Source organism: Arenimonas sp. (assembly GCF_035312645.1).
In the GTDB taxonomy this organism is placed as follows: domain Bacteria; phylum Pseudomonadota; class Gammaproteobacteria; order Xanthomonadales; family Xanthomonadaceae; genus Arenimonas.
Window position 1 is genome coordinate 1 of the sequence record NZ_DATGBO010000139.1, and the last position, 14,889, is coordinate 14,889.

The window sequence follows — 14,889 nt, forward strand, 5'->3', positions numbered from 1 at the left end:
CGGAATTTGTGACGCGGTGATTTTGTCGCGACGAAAATTGACAGGCCAGATGTAGGCGCGACGAAAATGGACAGGCCAAATGTAGGAGCGACGCAAGTCGCGAATTCGCAAAATTGATGCGACACCAGCAAGCGGCGAGAAATCGCGACTTGCGTCGCTCCTACATCACGCGCGTTATTGCCAGCGGCGCAGCACCAGGCTGGCGTTGGTGCCGCCGAAGCCAAAGCTATTCGACATCACGGTCTGCAAGGCGGCGTCGCGCGAGGCGCGCACCAGCGGCATGCCTTCGGCGGCTGCGTCGACGGTGTCGATGTTCGCCGAGCCGGCGATGAAGCCGTGTTCGAGCATCAGCAGGCAGTAGATCGCCTCGTGCACGCCGGCCGCGCCCAACGAATGGCCGGACAGGGATTTGGTCGAGGAGAACGGCGGGATCGCGTCGCCGAATACCGCGCGCATCGCGCCGAGTTCGGCGACGTCGCCCACCGGTGTCGAGGTGCCGTGGGTGTTGAGGTAGTCGAGTTTTCCGTCGACTGTGGCCAGCGCCTGCTGCATGCAGCGCGCCGCGCCTTCGCCCGAGGGCGCGACCATGTCGGCGCCATCGGAGGTTGCGCCGTAGCCGACGATCTCGGCGAGGATGCGCGCGCCGCGCGCCTGTGCGTGTTCGAGCGATTCGACCACGACCATGCCACCGCCGCCGGCGATGACGAAACCGTCGCGCTCGGCGTCGTAGGCGCGCGAGGCTTTTTCCGGCGTCGCGTTGTATTTCGACGACAGCGCGCCCATCGCATCGAACAGCATCGTCTGCGACCAGTGCAGCTCTTCGCCGCCACCGGCGAACACCATGTCCTGCTTGCCCAGCTGGATCTGTTCCATCGCCGCGCCGATGCAATGCGCGGAAGTCGCGCAAGCCGAGGCGATCGAATAATTGACGCCGCGGATACCGAACGCGGTGGCGAGATTGGCCGAGACCGTCGAGGTCATCGTGCGCGTGACCATGTACGGGCCGACGCGACGTACGCCTTTCGCGCGCAACAAATCCGCGGCATCGACCTGGTTGGCGCAGGAACCGCCACCGGAACCGGCGATCACACCGATGCGTGGATCGGAAATTTCATCGCGGCTCAGGCCGGCGTCGGCGAGCGCGTCTTCCATCGACAGATACGCGAACGCGGCGGTGTCGGCCATGAAGCGGCGCAGCTTGCGGTCGATACGACCGTCGAGATCGGCCTCGACCACGCCGCCGACCTGGCTGCGGAAACCGAGTTCGCCGTATTCGGGAATCGCACGGATGCCGGAGCGGCCTTCGCGCAGTGCGGCGGTGACGGTGTTGCGGTCGTTGCCGAGGCAGGAGGTCAGGCCGAGGCCGGTGATGACAACGCGTTTCATGACGGACTCACATCGATTCGGTGGAGGTGAACAGGCCGACGCGCAGGTCGGTGGCGGTGTAGATCTCGCGGCCGTCGACGAACATTTTGGCGTCGGCGATGGCCAGCACCAGTTTGCGCTCGACGACGCGCTTGATGTCGATCACATAGCTGACCAGTTTCGCGGTCGGCAATACCTGCCCGGCGAATTTCACTTCGCCGACGCCGAGGGCGCGGCCGCGGCCGGGATTGTTTTTCCAGCACAGGAAGAAGCCGACCAGCTGCCACATCGCATCCAGGCCCAGGCAGCCGGGCATCACCGGGTCGCCTTCGAAATGGCAGCCGAAGAACCACAGGTCCTTGTGGATATCGAGCTCGGCGCGGATCTGGCCCTTGCCGTGCGCGCCACCGTCGTCGTCGATATGGGTGATGCGATCGAGCATCAGCATGTTCGGCAGCGGCAGGCGGCCATTGCCCGGACCGAACATCTCGCCATGACCGCAGGCGATCAATTGTTCGCGCGTGAAGGAGTTGAACATGCTCGGCATCCTTGGCCGTCGCGCGGGTCGGCGACGCAACCCGTGATTATCCACATGGGCGATGACAGTGCGCGACTACATACAGGGGCGTACTTTCCAAGGCCTTGATTGCCTTGGGCCCTACGGCGACGTATGCGGTGGCCACCGGACATGTGGGCGGCGGGGAATGCGCGTCGATGCGGTGAGTGGTGAGCCGCAGCAACTCCCCCTGTGCACAGGGGAGGGTTGGGGTGGGGTAGAGGCTTGCGGCGGACATGACCTGCGCTTCGCGCACGCTGCGAGGCCATGGAGATTGCGTGCGCGCAGCGCACGCTATGCGGGTTATTCCAATCCGAGTTTTTCGAACAATCCGGCGCGGTCGAGATTCACCGCTTCGCTGTCGCGGCGCGCGCGATATTCGAACGTGCCGGCGGCGAGGCCGCGTTCGGACACCACCACGCGGTGCGGGATGCCGATCAGTTCCATGTCGCCGAACATCACGCCGGGGCGCAGGCCGCGATCGTCGAGGCAGGCGTCGACGCCGCGCGCGGTGAGATCGATGTAAAGCGCCTGCGCGGCTTCGTTCACCGCCGGGTCGTTCTTCGGATTGATGATGCAGACCGCGACTTTCCACGGCGCCATCGTTTCCGGCCAGCAGATGCCGTTGCCGTCGAAATTCTGCTCGATCGCCGCGGCGACGATGCGCGAGACACCGATGCCGTAGCAGCCCATGTACATCACCTGCGCCTTGCCTTCGCTGTCGAGCACGGTGGCTTTCATTGCTTCGGCGTATTTCTGGCCCAATTGGAAAACGTGGCCCACTTCGATGCCGCGAGCGATGCCCAGCGTGCCCTTGCCGTCAGGCGAGGGATCGCCGGCGACGGCGTTGCGCATGTCAGCGATCAGATCGGCTTCCGGCAAATCGCGGCCCCAATTCACGCCCGCCAGATGGAATCCCTTTTCATTCGCGCCGACGACGAAATCGGCCATCGCCGCGACGCTGCGGTCGGCGAGCACGAAAATTTTCTTCTTTGCGTTGATCGGGCCGAGGAAGCCCGGCTCGCTGCCGAGGTGTTCCAGGATTTCCGCTTCCGTCGCCAGGCGGTATTCGGCCAGGCCGGGAAGTTTTGCCAGCTTGATCTCGTTGACCATGTGGTCGCCGCGCACCAGCGCCAGCACGAAACCCTGCGCGCCGATCATCGCCACAGATTTCACTGTGCGCTCCAGTCCGATGCCGAGCAGCTTGGCCACTTCCTCGCAGGTGCGCTGCCAGGGCGTCACGACCTTGTTCATCGTTTCCGTTGCGGCGGCGCGCGGCGCAGCGGGCGCGACCGCTTCGGCCATCTCGGTGTTCGCCGCGTAATCGGAGCCATCGGAGAACGCGATCGCGTCTTCGCCGGAATCGGCCAGCACGTGGAATTCATGCGAGGCGCTGCCGCCGATCGCGCCGGTGTCGGCGTTGACCGCGCGGAACTTCAGGCCAAGACGGGTGAAGATGCGCGAGTACGCGTCGTACATCGCCTGGTAGGTCTGCGCCATGCATTCGGGCGAGAGATGGAAGGAGTACGCGTCCTTCATCAGGAATTCGCGCGCGCGCATCACGCCGAAACGCGGACGGATCTCGTCGCGGAACTTGGTCTGGATCTGGTAGAAATTCACCGGCAGCTGCTTGTAGCTGCGCAGCTCGTTGCGCGCGAAATCGGTGACCACTTCCTCGTGGGTCGGGCCGTAGGCGTATTCGGCTTCCTTGCGGTCCTTGATCTTGAGCAGCTGGCCGCCGAATTTTTCCCAGCGTCCGGTTTCATCCCAGAGTTCGCGCGGCTGGATCGAGGGCATCAGCATCTCGATCGCGCCGGCGCGGTTCATTTCCTCGCGGACGATGCGCTCGACGTTGCGCAGCACCCGCAGACCCAGCGGCGACCACGTGTACAGGCCGGCCGCGAGCTTGCGGATCATGCCGGCACGCATCATCAGCTGGTGGCTGACGATGTCGGCGTCGGCGGGGGTTTCCTTGGAGGTCGAGAGATGAAACTGGGAAAGGCGCATGGGCGGTCGCGGGCGTTCGAAAGCGGGGAGGGCGGCATTGTAGCGGCCCGCGTCGTCAGTTCGGCGGCTCAGGCGCGGGGGCGTTGGCGCGGATCACGTTCTGGTCGTCGCGAATACGCACGCGTTCGAACGGCCGGCCTTTCGGCGGATGGTTGCTGAGCTGCAGTACGCCCTGATCGTTGCGCCAGCGGTAGAGCGCAGGTGCAGCCTTGCTTTTTTCGGCGCTCGCAGCACTCGCCGATGCACGCGGCGGATGCCGGCCGGGCAGGGTGCCGGTCCACCAGGCATAGGCCAGCGCCAGCAGGGCGCCGCAGACGATGGCCCAGAAAATCTTCAAAGCAGGCGCGGTGAATCCGCGATCAGAGGCTTACTTGCTTGGGGCGCAATAGGCGCTGAGCTGGCGCTTGGTCAGTTCCTGCGCCTTGGCGCGGTCCTCGGCCGACATCACTTCGGGTTTGCCGTCGCCGTTGGTATCGGCACGCAGCTCGTCCTTGCTCGACAGCGCCTCGTCATTGAGCTTGGCGCGTTCACAGGCCAGTTCTTCCGGCGTCTTGACCTTGGGCTTGGCCGGCGGCGCCGGCTTGTCGGCTTTGAAATCGCGCGTCTTGGCGGCTTGCTTGGGCTCGATCTGCGAGTAGTGGACCACGCCCTGGGCGTCGGTCCATTTGTAGACCCGGGTCTGTGCAGACAGGCTGGCCGGCAGCAGGGCCAGGCAGGCGATGAAAAGCAGGGTCGGGCGAATCATGGCGGGCCTCCGGGGAATCGACGCAAATCTAGTTAACACCCCGGGCGGTCGCTGGCAAGCCGGGCGGCTATGGGCGCGTTCGCCTTGCCGTTACACTGGCCGGATGGAAGCCAAACCCGAAGCACCCCGCCCCCGCAACCGGCACATCTATTTGTTGCCGAACCTGCTCACCACCTGCGGCCTGTTCTCGGGCTTCTACGCCATTCTTGCGGCGGCCAACGGCCAGTTCGTCCCGGCCTGCGTGGCGGTGTTCGTGGCGGCCTTGTTCGATGGCGTCGACGGCCGCGTCGCGCGCCTGACCGGCACCAGCAGCGAATTCGGCGTGCAGTTCGATTCGCTCGCCGACCTGGTCAGTTTCGGCGTCGCGCCCGCCCTGGTGATGTATCACTGGGGCCTGGAGTCGATGAAGCTCGACAGCGTGATCGCCGGCAAGCTCGGCTGGGCCGCCGCTTTTCTTTACGTCGCCTGCGCCGCGCTGCGCCTGGCCCGCTTCAACACGCAGGTCGGCGTGGTCGACAAACGCTGGTTCATCGGCTTGAACAGTCCGTCCTCGGCCGGTCTGATGATGTCCTTCGTGTGGTCGATGACGGTATTCGGCTACACCGGCGACACCCTGCGTTATGCCGCGACCGCGCTGACCATCTGCTGCGGCCTGCTGATGGTCAGCCGCATCCGCTACACCAGCTTCAAGGGCGGCGCCAAACCCGAGGCCGAGGCCGCTGCGCAGCCCGTGGACAGCAAGAGCGAGCGCGTGCCGTTCTGGGTGATGCTGCTCGTGGTCGGCGTGCTGGTGGCCTTGATGATCGATGCGCCGCGCGTGCTGTTGACGATCACCGCCGCCTACGCCTTGTCTGGCCCCGGCTACTGGCTGTGGCACAAGCTCAGCCGCAAACCCATCGCATGAACTGGTCGGGCGAACAGCAGCGCCTGCTCGCTGCGTTGGGTTACACGCTCTATCAGCGGCCCGCAATCGCAGCGATGAATGCGCTGCCGGCCGCTGCCGCGCCGGCCGCTCGCGTCGCAAGTGGCGTCGGCGAATACGCCGCTTCGGAAAAATTGCTGCAGGCCGTGCAGCGTGCGGCGAACGGCGGCGATATCGCCGGCCTGGTCGGTGATATCGAATCGCTGCGCCGCGATCCCCTGCGCAAGCGCGCGCTCTGGCCGCAACTGCGGGCCCTGCGCCGCAGCCACTGACGCATGAACGCCCGCGCCGCCGACGCCACCCAGATACGGCCGATGCGTCAGGCCGATATCGAGGCGGTGGTCGCGATCGAGCAACGCGCCTATCCGTTTCCGTGGACCGCCGGAATCTTCCGCGACTGCCTGCGTATCGGCCATCAATGCTGGGTGTTCGAAGCGCGTACCGGGTTGATTGGCTACGGCGTGCTGAGTTGTGCCGCGAACGAAGCGCATGTGCTCAACATCTGCGTCGCGCCCGAACACCAGGGCCACGGTCACGGCCGGCGGATATTGCGCCGCCTGATCGACCTCGCGCGCTGGCACATGGCCGACCGCGTCTTTCTGGAAGTGCGGCCCTCGAATCCCGCCGCGATCGCCTTGTACAACGACGAAGGCTTCAACGAGATCGGTCGCCGCCCGAACTACTACCCCGCGAGCAAAGGCCGTGAGGATGCGCTGGTGATGGCGATGGAATTGCTCGCGCCGGAATCGCAGTGGCCGCCGCGGTTGTAGCGCCGCGAGGTCACTCCCATTCGTAGGAGCGGCGCAAGCCGCGATTTCTTCGATGTGCGAGGCGGCGTGGAGAAATCGCGGCTTGCGCCGCTCCTACAAGAGCAAGATCACAAGCGCTTTTGCTGCTCGCTCAGCGCCGCCAGCTGAGCGTTCCAGTCGACCAGTCTTGCGCGTTCCTGTTCCACCACTGCCGCCGGGGCATTGGCGACGAAGGTATCGCTGGCGAGCTTGTTGTTGCACTTACCGATTTCGGCCGCGATGCGCTTGATCTCTTTTTCCAGGCGGGCTTTTTCCGCGGACAGGTCGATCAGGCCGGCGAGCGGGATATGCAGTTTCAGTTCGCCCAACGGCGCCATCGCGGTCGCTGGCGGTGCGCCCTGCAGCCATTCGATCGATTCGAGGCGGGCCAGAAATTTCAGCGACGCCGCATGGCGCGCGATCTGGCCATCATCCTGCGCACGGCCTTCGAGCAGCAGCGGGATGGCCTTGTTCGGCGCGATCGTCATCTGGCTGCGGATTGAGCGCAGTTGGGTCACTGCCGCCATCAGCCATTCGATGTCCGACGCAGCGGCCGGGTTCGTCGACGCGAGGTCAAACTCCGGGTACGGCTGGGTGCTGATGGAATCACCCGCGAGGCCGAGTTTCGGGGCGATCGCGTGCCAGATCTCTTCGGTGATGAACGGAATCAGCGGATGCAATGCGCGCAGCAGGGTTTCCAGCACATAGAGCAGCGTGTGTCGCGTGCTGTTGGCGGCATCGACATCCGCGCCGCTCAGCGCTGGCTTGGCCAGCTCCAGGAACCAGTCGCAGTATTCGTTCCAGGCGAAGTCGTACAAGGCCTGCGAGACGAGGTCGAAGCGATAGTCGGCATAGCCTTTCTCGACTTCAAGCAACATCTGCTGCAATTGATGCAGTATCCAGCGCTCGGCGTCGGTCTTTGGCGTCGGCTTGCCGGTTGCGGAGAAGTCCTCGCAATTCATCAGCACGAAACGCGCCGCGTTCCACAACTTGTTGCAGAAATTCTTGTAGCCCTCGGCACGGTTCATGTCGAACTTGATGTCGCGACCATGCGTGGCGAGGCTGGCGAAGGTGAAGCGGAGTGCGTCGGCGCCGAAGGCAGGAATGCCATCGGGAAATTCCTTAGCTGTGGCCTTCTCGATCTTCGGCGCGTCGGTCGGCTTCATCAGGCCGGTGGTGCGCTTGGCGATCAATGCCTCCAGCGTGATGCCATCGATGATGTCGATCGGATCGAGCACGTTGCCCTTCGACTTCGACATCTTCTGCCCGTCTTTGTCGCGGACTAGACCGGTGATGTAGACGTCCTTGAAAGGCACCTCGCCGGTGAAGTGGTCGGTCATCATGATCATCCGGGCGACCCAGAAGAAGATGATGTCGAAGCCGGTGACCAGCACCGAGGTCGGCAGACGTTTGGCGAAATCGTATTTCGCCATGTCGCCGGCATCGGGCCAGCCCAACGTGCTGTGCGACCAGAGTGCGGAAGAGAACCATGTCTCAAGGACGTCACTCTCGCGCGTCAGCGCCACGTCGGTGGGCAGCGAGTGTTTCGCCCGCACTTCGGCTTCGTCGCGACCGACGTATATTTTTCCGTCGACGCCGTACCACGCCGGAATCTGGTGACCCCACCAGAGTTGGCGCGAGATGCACCAGTCCTGGATGTTGCTCATCCAGTGGCGATACGTGCTGATCCAGTTTTCCGGCACGAAACGCACGCTGCCGTTCTCGACGAGTTCGAGACCGCGCGCCGCCAGCGTGTCCATCTTCACGAACCACTGGTTGGTCAGATACGGCTCGATCACCTGGCCGGTACGGTCGCCGCGCGGCACCTGCAGCTTGTGTTTCTTTTCCTCGACGAGCAGGCCCAGCGCTTCGAGATCGGCGAGCACGGCCTTGCGGGCGACGTAACGATCCAGGCCGCGGTATTTCGCCGGCGCGTTGTCGTTGATCTCGGCGGTCGGCGTGAGGATGTTGATCATGGGCAGCGAGTGCCGCTGGCCGACCGCGTAATCGTTGAAGTCGTGCGCCGGCGTGACCTTGACCACGCCGGTGCCGAACTCGCGATCGACATAGTCGTCGGCGATGATCGGAATTTCGCGATCGCTCAGCGGCAGGCGCACGGTCTTGCCGATCAGGTGCGCGTAGCGCTCGTCTTCCGGATGCACCATCACGGCGGTATCGCCGAGCATCGTTTCCGGGCGCGTGGTCGCAACCACCAGCGCGCCGCTGCCGTCGCTCAATGGGTAGGAGATCGACCACAGCTTGCCTTCTTCTTCTTCGCTGACGACTTCGAGATCGGAGATCGCGGTCTTGAGCACCGGATCCCAGTTGACCAGGCGCTGGCCGCGATAGATCAGTCCTTCTTCGTACAGGCGCACAAAGGTTTCGACCACCGCCTTCGACAGGCCCGCATCCATCGTGAAGCGTTCGCGGCTCCAATCACCCGAGGTGCCAAGGCGACGCATCTGCCGGGTGATGGTGTCGCCGGACAGCTGCTTCCATTCCCAGACTTTTTCGATGAACTTGTCGCGGCCGAGTTCGTCGCGGCTGAGATTTTCACGGGACAGATTGCGACCAACGACCATTTCCGTGGCGATGCCGGCGTGGTCGGTGCCGACCTGCCATAGCGTGTCGAAGCCGCGCATGCGGTGGTAGCGCACCAGTGCGTCCATCAGCGTGTGCTGGAAGGCGTGGCCCATGTGCAAGGTGCCGGTGACGTTCGGCGGCGGCAGCATGATCGTGTACGGCTTGCCGGTACCGGACGGCTTGAAGCAGCCATTGGCTTCCCAGTGCGCGTACCACTTGGTCTCGAAAGTCTGCGGCTCGAAGCTCTTGTCCATGGGGCTCACTGCGGAAGGCAAAGACGGCGCGCCCGGCACGGGGCCGGGCGGCGGAAGGTCGAATTGATGGCCAAATCCTATCAAAACAGGGCTTTGGGCGCGATGCTGGCGCGCTTTGCGGTCCTTGGCTGCGGCCACACGCGACGGCGGCTATCGGGAGCATCGGCAGTGGTCGCTCGGGCGCGAGCGTCATCCTGACCAGCTCACGAGCGACCGTTACGGCCATCCATGGCCTTCACTCCACTGCCGATGCCTCCGATAGCCGCCATCGCTCGACAAGATTCAGCGGGTGGGTGAAGTGCGTTTTTTGCCATTGGCCAAACTCGCGAAATTCGTTCAGAGCAGTGGCGACCCGAGGCGGGGCTCGACGAAATGAGGGCCCGGATGGCCCTCATGGCCACTCGTGAGCTGGCCATGGACGGCGTTTGCGATCGAGTGGTCGTTGAGCCCCCGCCTCGGGTCGCCACTGCGGGGCGATTTCCTCAGCGAGCAAAGACCTTTGGCGGCCATCGTTTCCAGATAGGCGGGGTCGCCAGCGAGCTGGCTCCTACAAAGAAATCAGGCGAGCTCCGCGAATGCATCCCGCGTGAGGTTTTCCGGTGCGGCATCCGTGCAGTGCACTTCGTCCTCGATGCGCACGCCGCCGAATTTCGCGAGGTGCTCGACTTTCTTCCAGTCCACGGACGCGGCGTGTTTGGTTTCGCGAAGTTTCGCCAGCAGCGTCGGGATGAAATAGATGCCGGGCTCGATGGTCACCACCATGCCTGCCGCCAGCGTGCGCGTCATGCGCAGGAACGGGTGGCCGGCGGGACGCGGGATCAGTTGTCCGCGCTCGTCGCTGAAGCCGGCGATGTCGTGAACCTGCAGGCCGATCGGGTGACCGAGACCATGCGGGAAGAAGGTCGAGGTCACGCCGGTTTCCAGCATCGTGCCCGGGTCCATGTCGACGATGTCCAATGCCTTGAGCACACTGCCCAGGCGCAGATGGCATTCCAGATGCAAGTCGCGATAGTCGACGCCGGCACGAACCTTCCCCGCCAGCGCGAGCTGCTCGTGCTCGACGCCGCTGACCAGTTCCGCGAACGCCGCATCGCCATTGCCCCAGGTGCGCGTGATGTCGGAAGCGTAGCCGTCGACTTCCGCGCCAGCATCGATCAGCAGCGAACGCTGCTGCGCCGGCGACTGCGTGTTCTTGTATTGATAGTGCAACGTCGCGCCGTTTTCGTTGAGCGCGACGATGTTGTTGTAGGGCAGATCGAAATCCGTGTGGCCGGTTGCCGCGAGATACGCCGCATGGATCTGCGCTTCCGAAGCGCCGGTCGTGAACGCCGCCTGCGCCGCCAGATGGCCGCGTACCGCTCTGCGTTGCGCCAGACGCTGCCGTGAAAGTTCGTAAGGCGTCTTGTAGGCGCGCTGGTAATGCAGCGGGTTCAGCACCGACTCCGGATTGTTCGGCACGAAGCCCGGCAGCGCCGCGTCGCTTTCGCCGATGATTGCCGTCTTGCCCGTGCTCGGCAGATGTTGCGTGGCCTCGGCGGGATCGCGCAGGATGCGGATGTCGAAGTGTTCGACCCAGTCGCCTTCCGGCGCGGTCGGCGGCACATGCCAGTAATCATCAGGCTGATAGTAGGCGAGCACCGGTTTCTTGCCCGGTGTGTACGCGATCCAGCTGTATGGATGTTCGGTGAGTGGCAGCCAGTGCAGGAAATGCGGATTGGCCTTGAACGGATAATGCATGTCGTCGAGAAAGCGATATTTGGCGATGCCGGCCGGTACGATCAGGTGATCGAATCCGCCTTGTTGCAGGGCAAGATCGCTGCGCGCCTTGATTGTCGCAAGGTGCTCGCGGTACACAGTGGCTGCATTGCTCGTCATGGCGCGTGACCTGTCCGGATATCGCGCCAATTCTGCCTCATCCGGGCCAGCCAGGGACGAGCCCATGGACAGGCGTCGCGATGACGGAGGATTTCTCGGCCAGCCCGCCTGGTTGTGGACGCTTGCCGCGTTGCTGCTCGGCCTGGGCATGACCGCGATCACCACGCGCATGCATCACAACGCGCTGGCGCAGGCGGAAAGCGCGCAGGCGGCGCGCCTGGCCGAACGCAGTTTCGATGCTGTCGAGTCGCAGCTGCGCAGTTGCGGTTTGCTGGTGCGTTCGGTGCAGGCCTTGTTCCTGGCCTCGCAGGAAGTGACGCCCGACGAATTCGAAACCATCTACACCAATCTGCGACCGCGCGAACATTTCCCCAGCCTGCAGGCGATCGGCGTTGCGCATCGTGAACTGCGCGCCGATGGCGAGCACTTCGTCACCGACCTGGTGACGCCGCGCGACGGCAACCAGCGCCTGTACGGTCTGGATATCGCCAGCCAGCCGGCCAACATGAGGGCGCTGGAATATTCGCGCGACAAGGACGAGCCGGCGATGTCCGGTGCGTTCGAACTGATCCAGCGTACGGGTCTGCCGGGACCGAAAGACGGCGTGATCATCCGCCTGCCGGTGTTTTCGCCCGGGCCGTCGCCGACGACGATTGCCACGCGTCGCGCGCGGCTGGTGGGTTCGCTGGCGGTGTCGTTCCAGGTCAGCAGCTTGATCGAGCGCGCCCTGCCGCGCGAAACCCGCGAGGATTTCGCGGTCCGCATCACCGACGTTAGCGACCAGGCGCCGCACCTGTTGTTCGCCAGCGATACCGCTGCCGAGACTTCTGCACTCCCCGACGCGCTGACCTACCGCTATCGCCGCGACATCGTCTATGGCGGCCGCATCTGGCGCATGGAATTGCGTGGCACACCCGGTCAGATGCAGTCGATGTCGCTGCCGGCATTGACCTTCGCGATCGGCGTGCTGGCCAGCCTGCTGCTGGCGACGCTGGCCTGGTCGCTGGCCAATACCCGCGCCCGCGCGTTTCGCATGGCCAGGAATCTTTCCGCGCAATACCGCGACAGCGAGGCGCGTTTCCGCGCCCTCAACGAACTGCTGCCCACGTTGGTGCTGCTCGCGCACTCGCAGGACGGCGGCCTCACCTATGCCAATCACGCCGCGCGCGAACGCCTGCAGCTGCCCGATCCCGAGCAGAGCGGCAAGACACTAGCGGACCTGTTCGAGGACGAGGATCTGCAGGAGCAGTTCGACGATATCGCCAAGGGCGGCTGGGCGATGATCAACCGGCCGACGCGCTTCCGCAGCAGTGGCCGACGCGCGTACTGGATGACGCTGTCGGTGTCGCAGATCACGCTCGAAGGTCAGTCGCACCTGCTCGCGGTCGCCAACGACATCACCGAATTGCGCGAGCTCAACGAGATGCTCGCCTATCAGGCCAGTCACGATGCGTTGACCGGCCTGTCCAATCGCCGCGAATTCGTCCGCCGTCTCGATGCCGCGATCAACGACCTCGTCGACGGTACGCAGGTGGCGATGCTGTATCTGGATATCGACCAGTTCAAGGTGGTCAACGACACCTCTGGTCACGTCGCCGGCGACCAGTTGCTGGCGCAGCTGGCCAATCTGCTCAGCAGCCACTTGATCGAGGGCGAGGCGATCGCACGCCTGGGCGGCGACGAGTTTGGCATCCTCGTCGAGCGCACGACGCCGGCCGCCGCGTTGGCGTTTGCCGAACGCATGCGTCACGAAATCGAAGTGTTCGAGTTCAGCTGGGAAGAACGCGCCTACACGGTCAGCGCGAGCATCGGTCTGGTGCTGATCGATCACGCCGGCGCGCAGCAGCGCGAGGTGTATTCGCTGGCCGATACCGCCTGCTACATGGCCAAGGAACGCGGCCGCAATCGCGTGCAGCTGTATTCGGAGGACGACCAGGAAATCGTCCGTCGGCGCAGCGAGCTGCAATGGATAGGTCGGCTGCGGCAGGCATTGTCCGAGCAGCGGTTCTGCCTGTATTTCCAGGAATTGCATCCGCTGCAGGTCGTGGCCGATGCCGGCGGCGCGCATATCGAATTGCTGATCCGCCTGCGCGACGAGCGCGGCGTGATGGTGCCGCCCGGCGATTTCATTCCTGCGGCCGAACGCTACGGCCTGATGCCGCAGCTCGATCGCTGGGTGGTGGAGACGGCGTTCGCCAACTTTGCGCGCCTGCATCCGTCCGGAGAGCCGGTGCGGCTGTGCGCGATCAACCTGTCGGCACTGACCATCGAAGACGATACCTTTCCGGCATTCGTGATCGAGAAATTGCAGACGCATGGTGTCGCCGCCGAGCGCATCTGCTTCGAGATCACCGAGACGGCGGCGGTGGCGAGCATGGCACGGGTGATCGCGATGATGAATCGCCTGCGCGATATCGGCTGCCATTTTTCGCTGGACGATTTCGGCGCCGGCATGGCCTCATTCGGTTATCTGAAGAATTTCCCGATCGACTACATCAAGATCGACGGCAGCTTCGTGCGCAATATCGAGACCGATGCCGTCAGCCAGTCGATCGTGCGCGCGGTCACCGATATCGGCCACCAACTCGGACTGATCGTCGTCGCCGAATGGGTCGCCGACCAGCGTGCCTACGATCTGCTGAAGACCTTCGGCGTCGACTACGCGCAGGGCTATCTGCTGCATCGGCCGCAGGCGTTGCTGCGCTGACTCAACCGCCCTTCTGCAACCGGCAATCCGCGCCGCTGTCCACCGCTGCGCCCAGCGCCACCGGATCGCGCAGGAATTGCATGCGCGCGCGCATCGCGCGGGTGATCAGCAACTCGTTTTCCTCGGTCACCATCAGTGCGCAGCCGAGCTTCATCTGCTTGACGATGCGCGCGAAGCCGGCCGGCCCGCCGGCCATGAGCGCGGTGGAGGCGGCGTCGGCGAGAATCGGATCGTTGACCAGCACGGCGGTTGCGGCCGCGCCCCGCGCCGGCATGCCGGTGCGCGGGTCGAGGATGTGGCCCCAACGCGCACCGTTCGCGGCCTCGCGGAATTTGTTGTAGTTGCCCGAGGTGTAGAAGGCTTCGTTGTCGCCGAGTTCGACCGAACCCAGCGCGCCGCCGTAGGGATCCTTCATGCCCACGACCCAGGGCACACCGTCGCCGTCGCCGTCGCCGAGCGCCATCATGTCGCCGCCAAGCCCGATCAATGCGTGCTTGATGCCGCGACGCTGGAAGATCGCGATGATCTCGGAGGTGGCGGCGCCCTCGGCGACGGCATCGAAATCCAGTTGCACGGCCGGATTGCGGCTGTACAACCGATCGCCCTGGATGCTGACGTCGAGGACGCTCGGATGCGTTCGCAACCATTCCGCGACCTGGTCCAGCGTCGGCACCGGCGTGGTGACGGGAAAGGTCGAGGTGTGGAAACCCCAGAGTTCAACCAGGCCACCGACACCGGGATCGAACAGGCCGCTGCTGCTGACAGCGTAGTTTTGCGAGCGGCGCAGCAGATTGATGATCGACGGCGGCGCTTGCACCGATTGTCCGGCGCGGAAAGCGGCATTGATGCGGGTCAGGTCGGACGGCTTCCAGGGATGCCATTCGCGCTCGCGCTGGTTGAGCATTGCCGAGGCTTCGGCGATCGCGGCTTCGGCGTGTGCGGTATCGGTGCCGCGGATCTCGACATCGGTGATCGAACCGAAGACATGCAGCTCTTCGCGTGTGACCGGGCCGCTGCGCTGGCAGGCGCCGAGCGGGAAAAATACCGACAGCGCCAGGCCCAGCAGCAGGAGCCTGCGCGCGGGCAC

12 protein-coding genes are annotated in these 14,889 nt (G+C 64.4%); 4 read left to right on the forward strand and 8 right to left on the reverse strand.

Translation table 11 applies throughout. From position 1 onward, the window contains the following. Nucleotides 1–174 precede the first annotated feature (174 nt). The 5 genes from fabB to VKM35_RS12310 form a co-directional block, all read right to left on the reverse strand. Nucleotides 175–1,386, reverse strand: coding sequence for a beta-ketoacyl-ACP synthase I (fabB, locus tag VKM35_RS12290; RefSeq protein ID WP_324321307.1), 1,212 nt, complete (start codon nucleotides 1,384–1,386; stop codon nucleotides 175–177). A 7-nt stretch (nucleotides 1,387–1,393) separates the two neighbouring features. After that, nucleotides 1,394–1,903: a 3-hydroxyacyl-[acyl-carrier-protein] dehydratase FabA gene (fabA, locus tag VKM35_RS12295; protein ID WP_324321308.1), complete on the reverse strand. Its 510-nt coding sequence runs from the start codon at nucleotides 1,901–1,903 to the stop codon at nucleotides 1,394–1,396. A 321-nt stretch (nucleotides 1,904–2,224) separates the two neighbouring features. Next, nucleotides 2,225–3,928 (reverse strand): proline--tRNA ligase, encoded by a 1,704-nt coding sequence (locus VKM35_RS12300; protein WP_324321309.1) that lies wholly within the window; start codon nucleotides 3,926–3,928, stop codon nucleotides 2,225–2,227. 55 nt (nucleotides 3,929–3,983) lie between these two features. Next, complete coding sequence (locus VKM35_RS12305) at nucleotides 3,984–4,265, reverse strand: hypothetical protein (protein WP_324321310.1); 282 nt, start codon at nucleotides 4,263–4,265, stop codon at nucleotides 3,984–3,986. A 30-nt stretch (nucleotides 4,266–4,295) separates the two neighbouring features. Further along, nucleotides 4,296–4,673 (reverse strand): DUF4124 domain-containing protein, encoded by a 378-nt coding sequence (locus VKM35_RS12310; protein WP_324321311.1) that lies wholly within the window; start codon nucleotides 4,671–4,673, stop codon nucleotides 4,296–4,298. A 103-nt stretch (nucleotides 4,674–4,776) separates the two neighbouring features. Between VKM35_RS12310 and pssA the strand changes: the two genes are divergently transcribed. The 3 genes from pssA to rimI are packed head-to-tail and all read left to right on the forward strand — an operon-like array spanning nucleotide 4,777 to nucleotide 6,365. Beyond that, nucleotides 4,777–5,577 carry a CDP-diacylglycerol--serine O-phosphatidyltransferase gene (gene pssA, locus VKM35_RS12315; protein ID WP_324321312.1) on the forward strand — a complete coding sequence of 267 codons (801 nt, stop codon included), beginning with the start codon at nucleotides 4,777–4,779 and terminating at the stop codon, nucleotides 5,575–5,577. Then, nucleotides 5,574–5,867 carry a hypothetical protein gene (locus VKM35_RS12320; RefSeq protein ID WP_324321313.1) on the forward strand — a complete coding sequence of 98 codons (294 nt, stop codon included), beginning with the start codon at nucleotides 5,574–5,576 and terminating at the stop codon, nucleotides 5,865–5,867. The genes pssA and VKM35_RS12320 overlap by 4 nt, the downstream gene beginning before the upstream one ends. Before the next feature lie 3 nt (nucleotides 5,868–5,870). Next, complete coding sequence (rimI, locus tag VKM35_RS12325) at nucleotides 5,871–6,365, forward strand: ribosomal protein S18-alanine N-acetyltransferase (protein WP_324321314.1); 495 nt, start codon at nucleotides 5,871–5,873, stop codon at nucleotides 6,363–6,365. Nucleotides 6,366–6,472: 107 nt separating this feature from the next. On the opposite strand, the gene VKM35_RS12330 is transcribed toward rimI, so the two are convergent. After that, nucleotides 6,473–9,229: a valine--tRNA ligase gene (locus VKM35_RS12330; protein WP_324321315.1), complete on the reverse strand. Its 2,757-nt coding sequence runs from the start codon at nucleotides 9,227–9,229 to the stop codon at nucleotides 6,473–6,475. A 549-nt stretch (nucleotides 9,230–9,778) separates the two neighbouring features. Next, the gene (gene pepQ, locus VKM35_RS12335) at nucleotides 9,779–11,095 is read right to left on the reverse strand and encodes a Xaa-Pro dipeptidase (RefSeq protein ID WP_324321316.1); all 1,317 of its coding nucleotides are present in this window, start codon (nucleotides 11,093–11,095) and stop codon (nucleotides 9,779–9,781) included. A gap of 64 nt (nucleotides 11,096–11,159) precedes the next feature. Here pepQ and VKM35_RS12340 point away from each other — a divergent pair, with 64 nt between their 5' ends. Further along, nucleotides 11,160–13,802 carry a bifunctional diguanylate cyclase/phosphodiesterase gene (locus VKM35_RS12340; protein ID WP_324321317.1) on the forward strand — a complete coding sequence of 881 codons (2,643 nt, stop codon included), beginning with the start codon at nucleotides 11,160–11,162 and terminating at the stop codon, nucleotides 13,800–13,802. 1 nt (nucleotide 13,803) lies between these two features. Here the strand turns inward: VKM35_RS12340 and VKM35_RS12345 are convergent, their stop codons facing one another. After that, complete coding sequence (locus VKM35_RS12345; RefSeq protein ID WP_324321318.1) at nucleotides 13,804–14,889, reverse strand: FAD:protein FMN transferase; 1,086 nt, start codon at nucleotides 14,887–14,889, stop codon at nucleotides 13,804–13,806.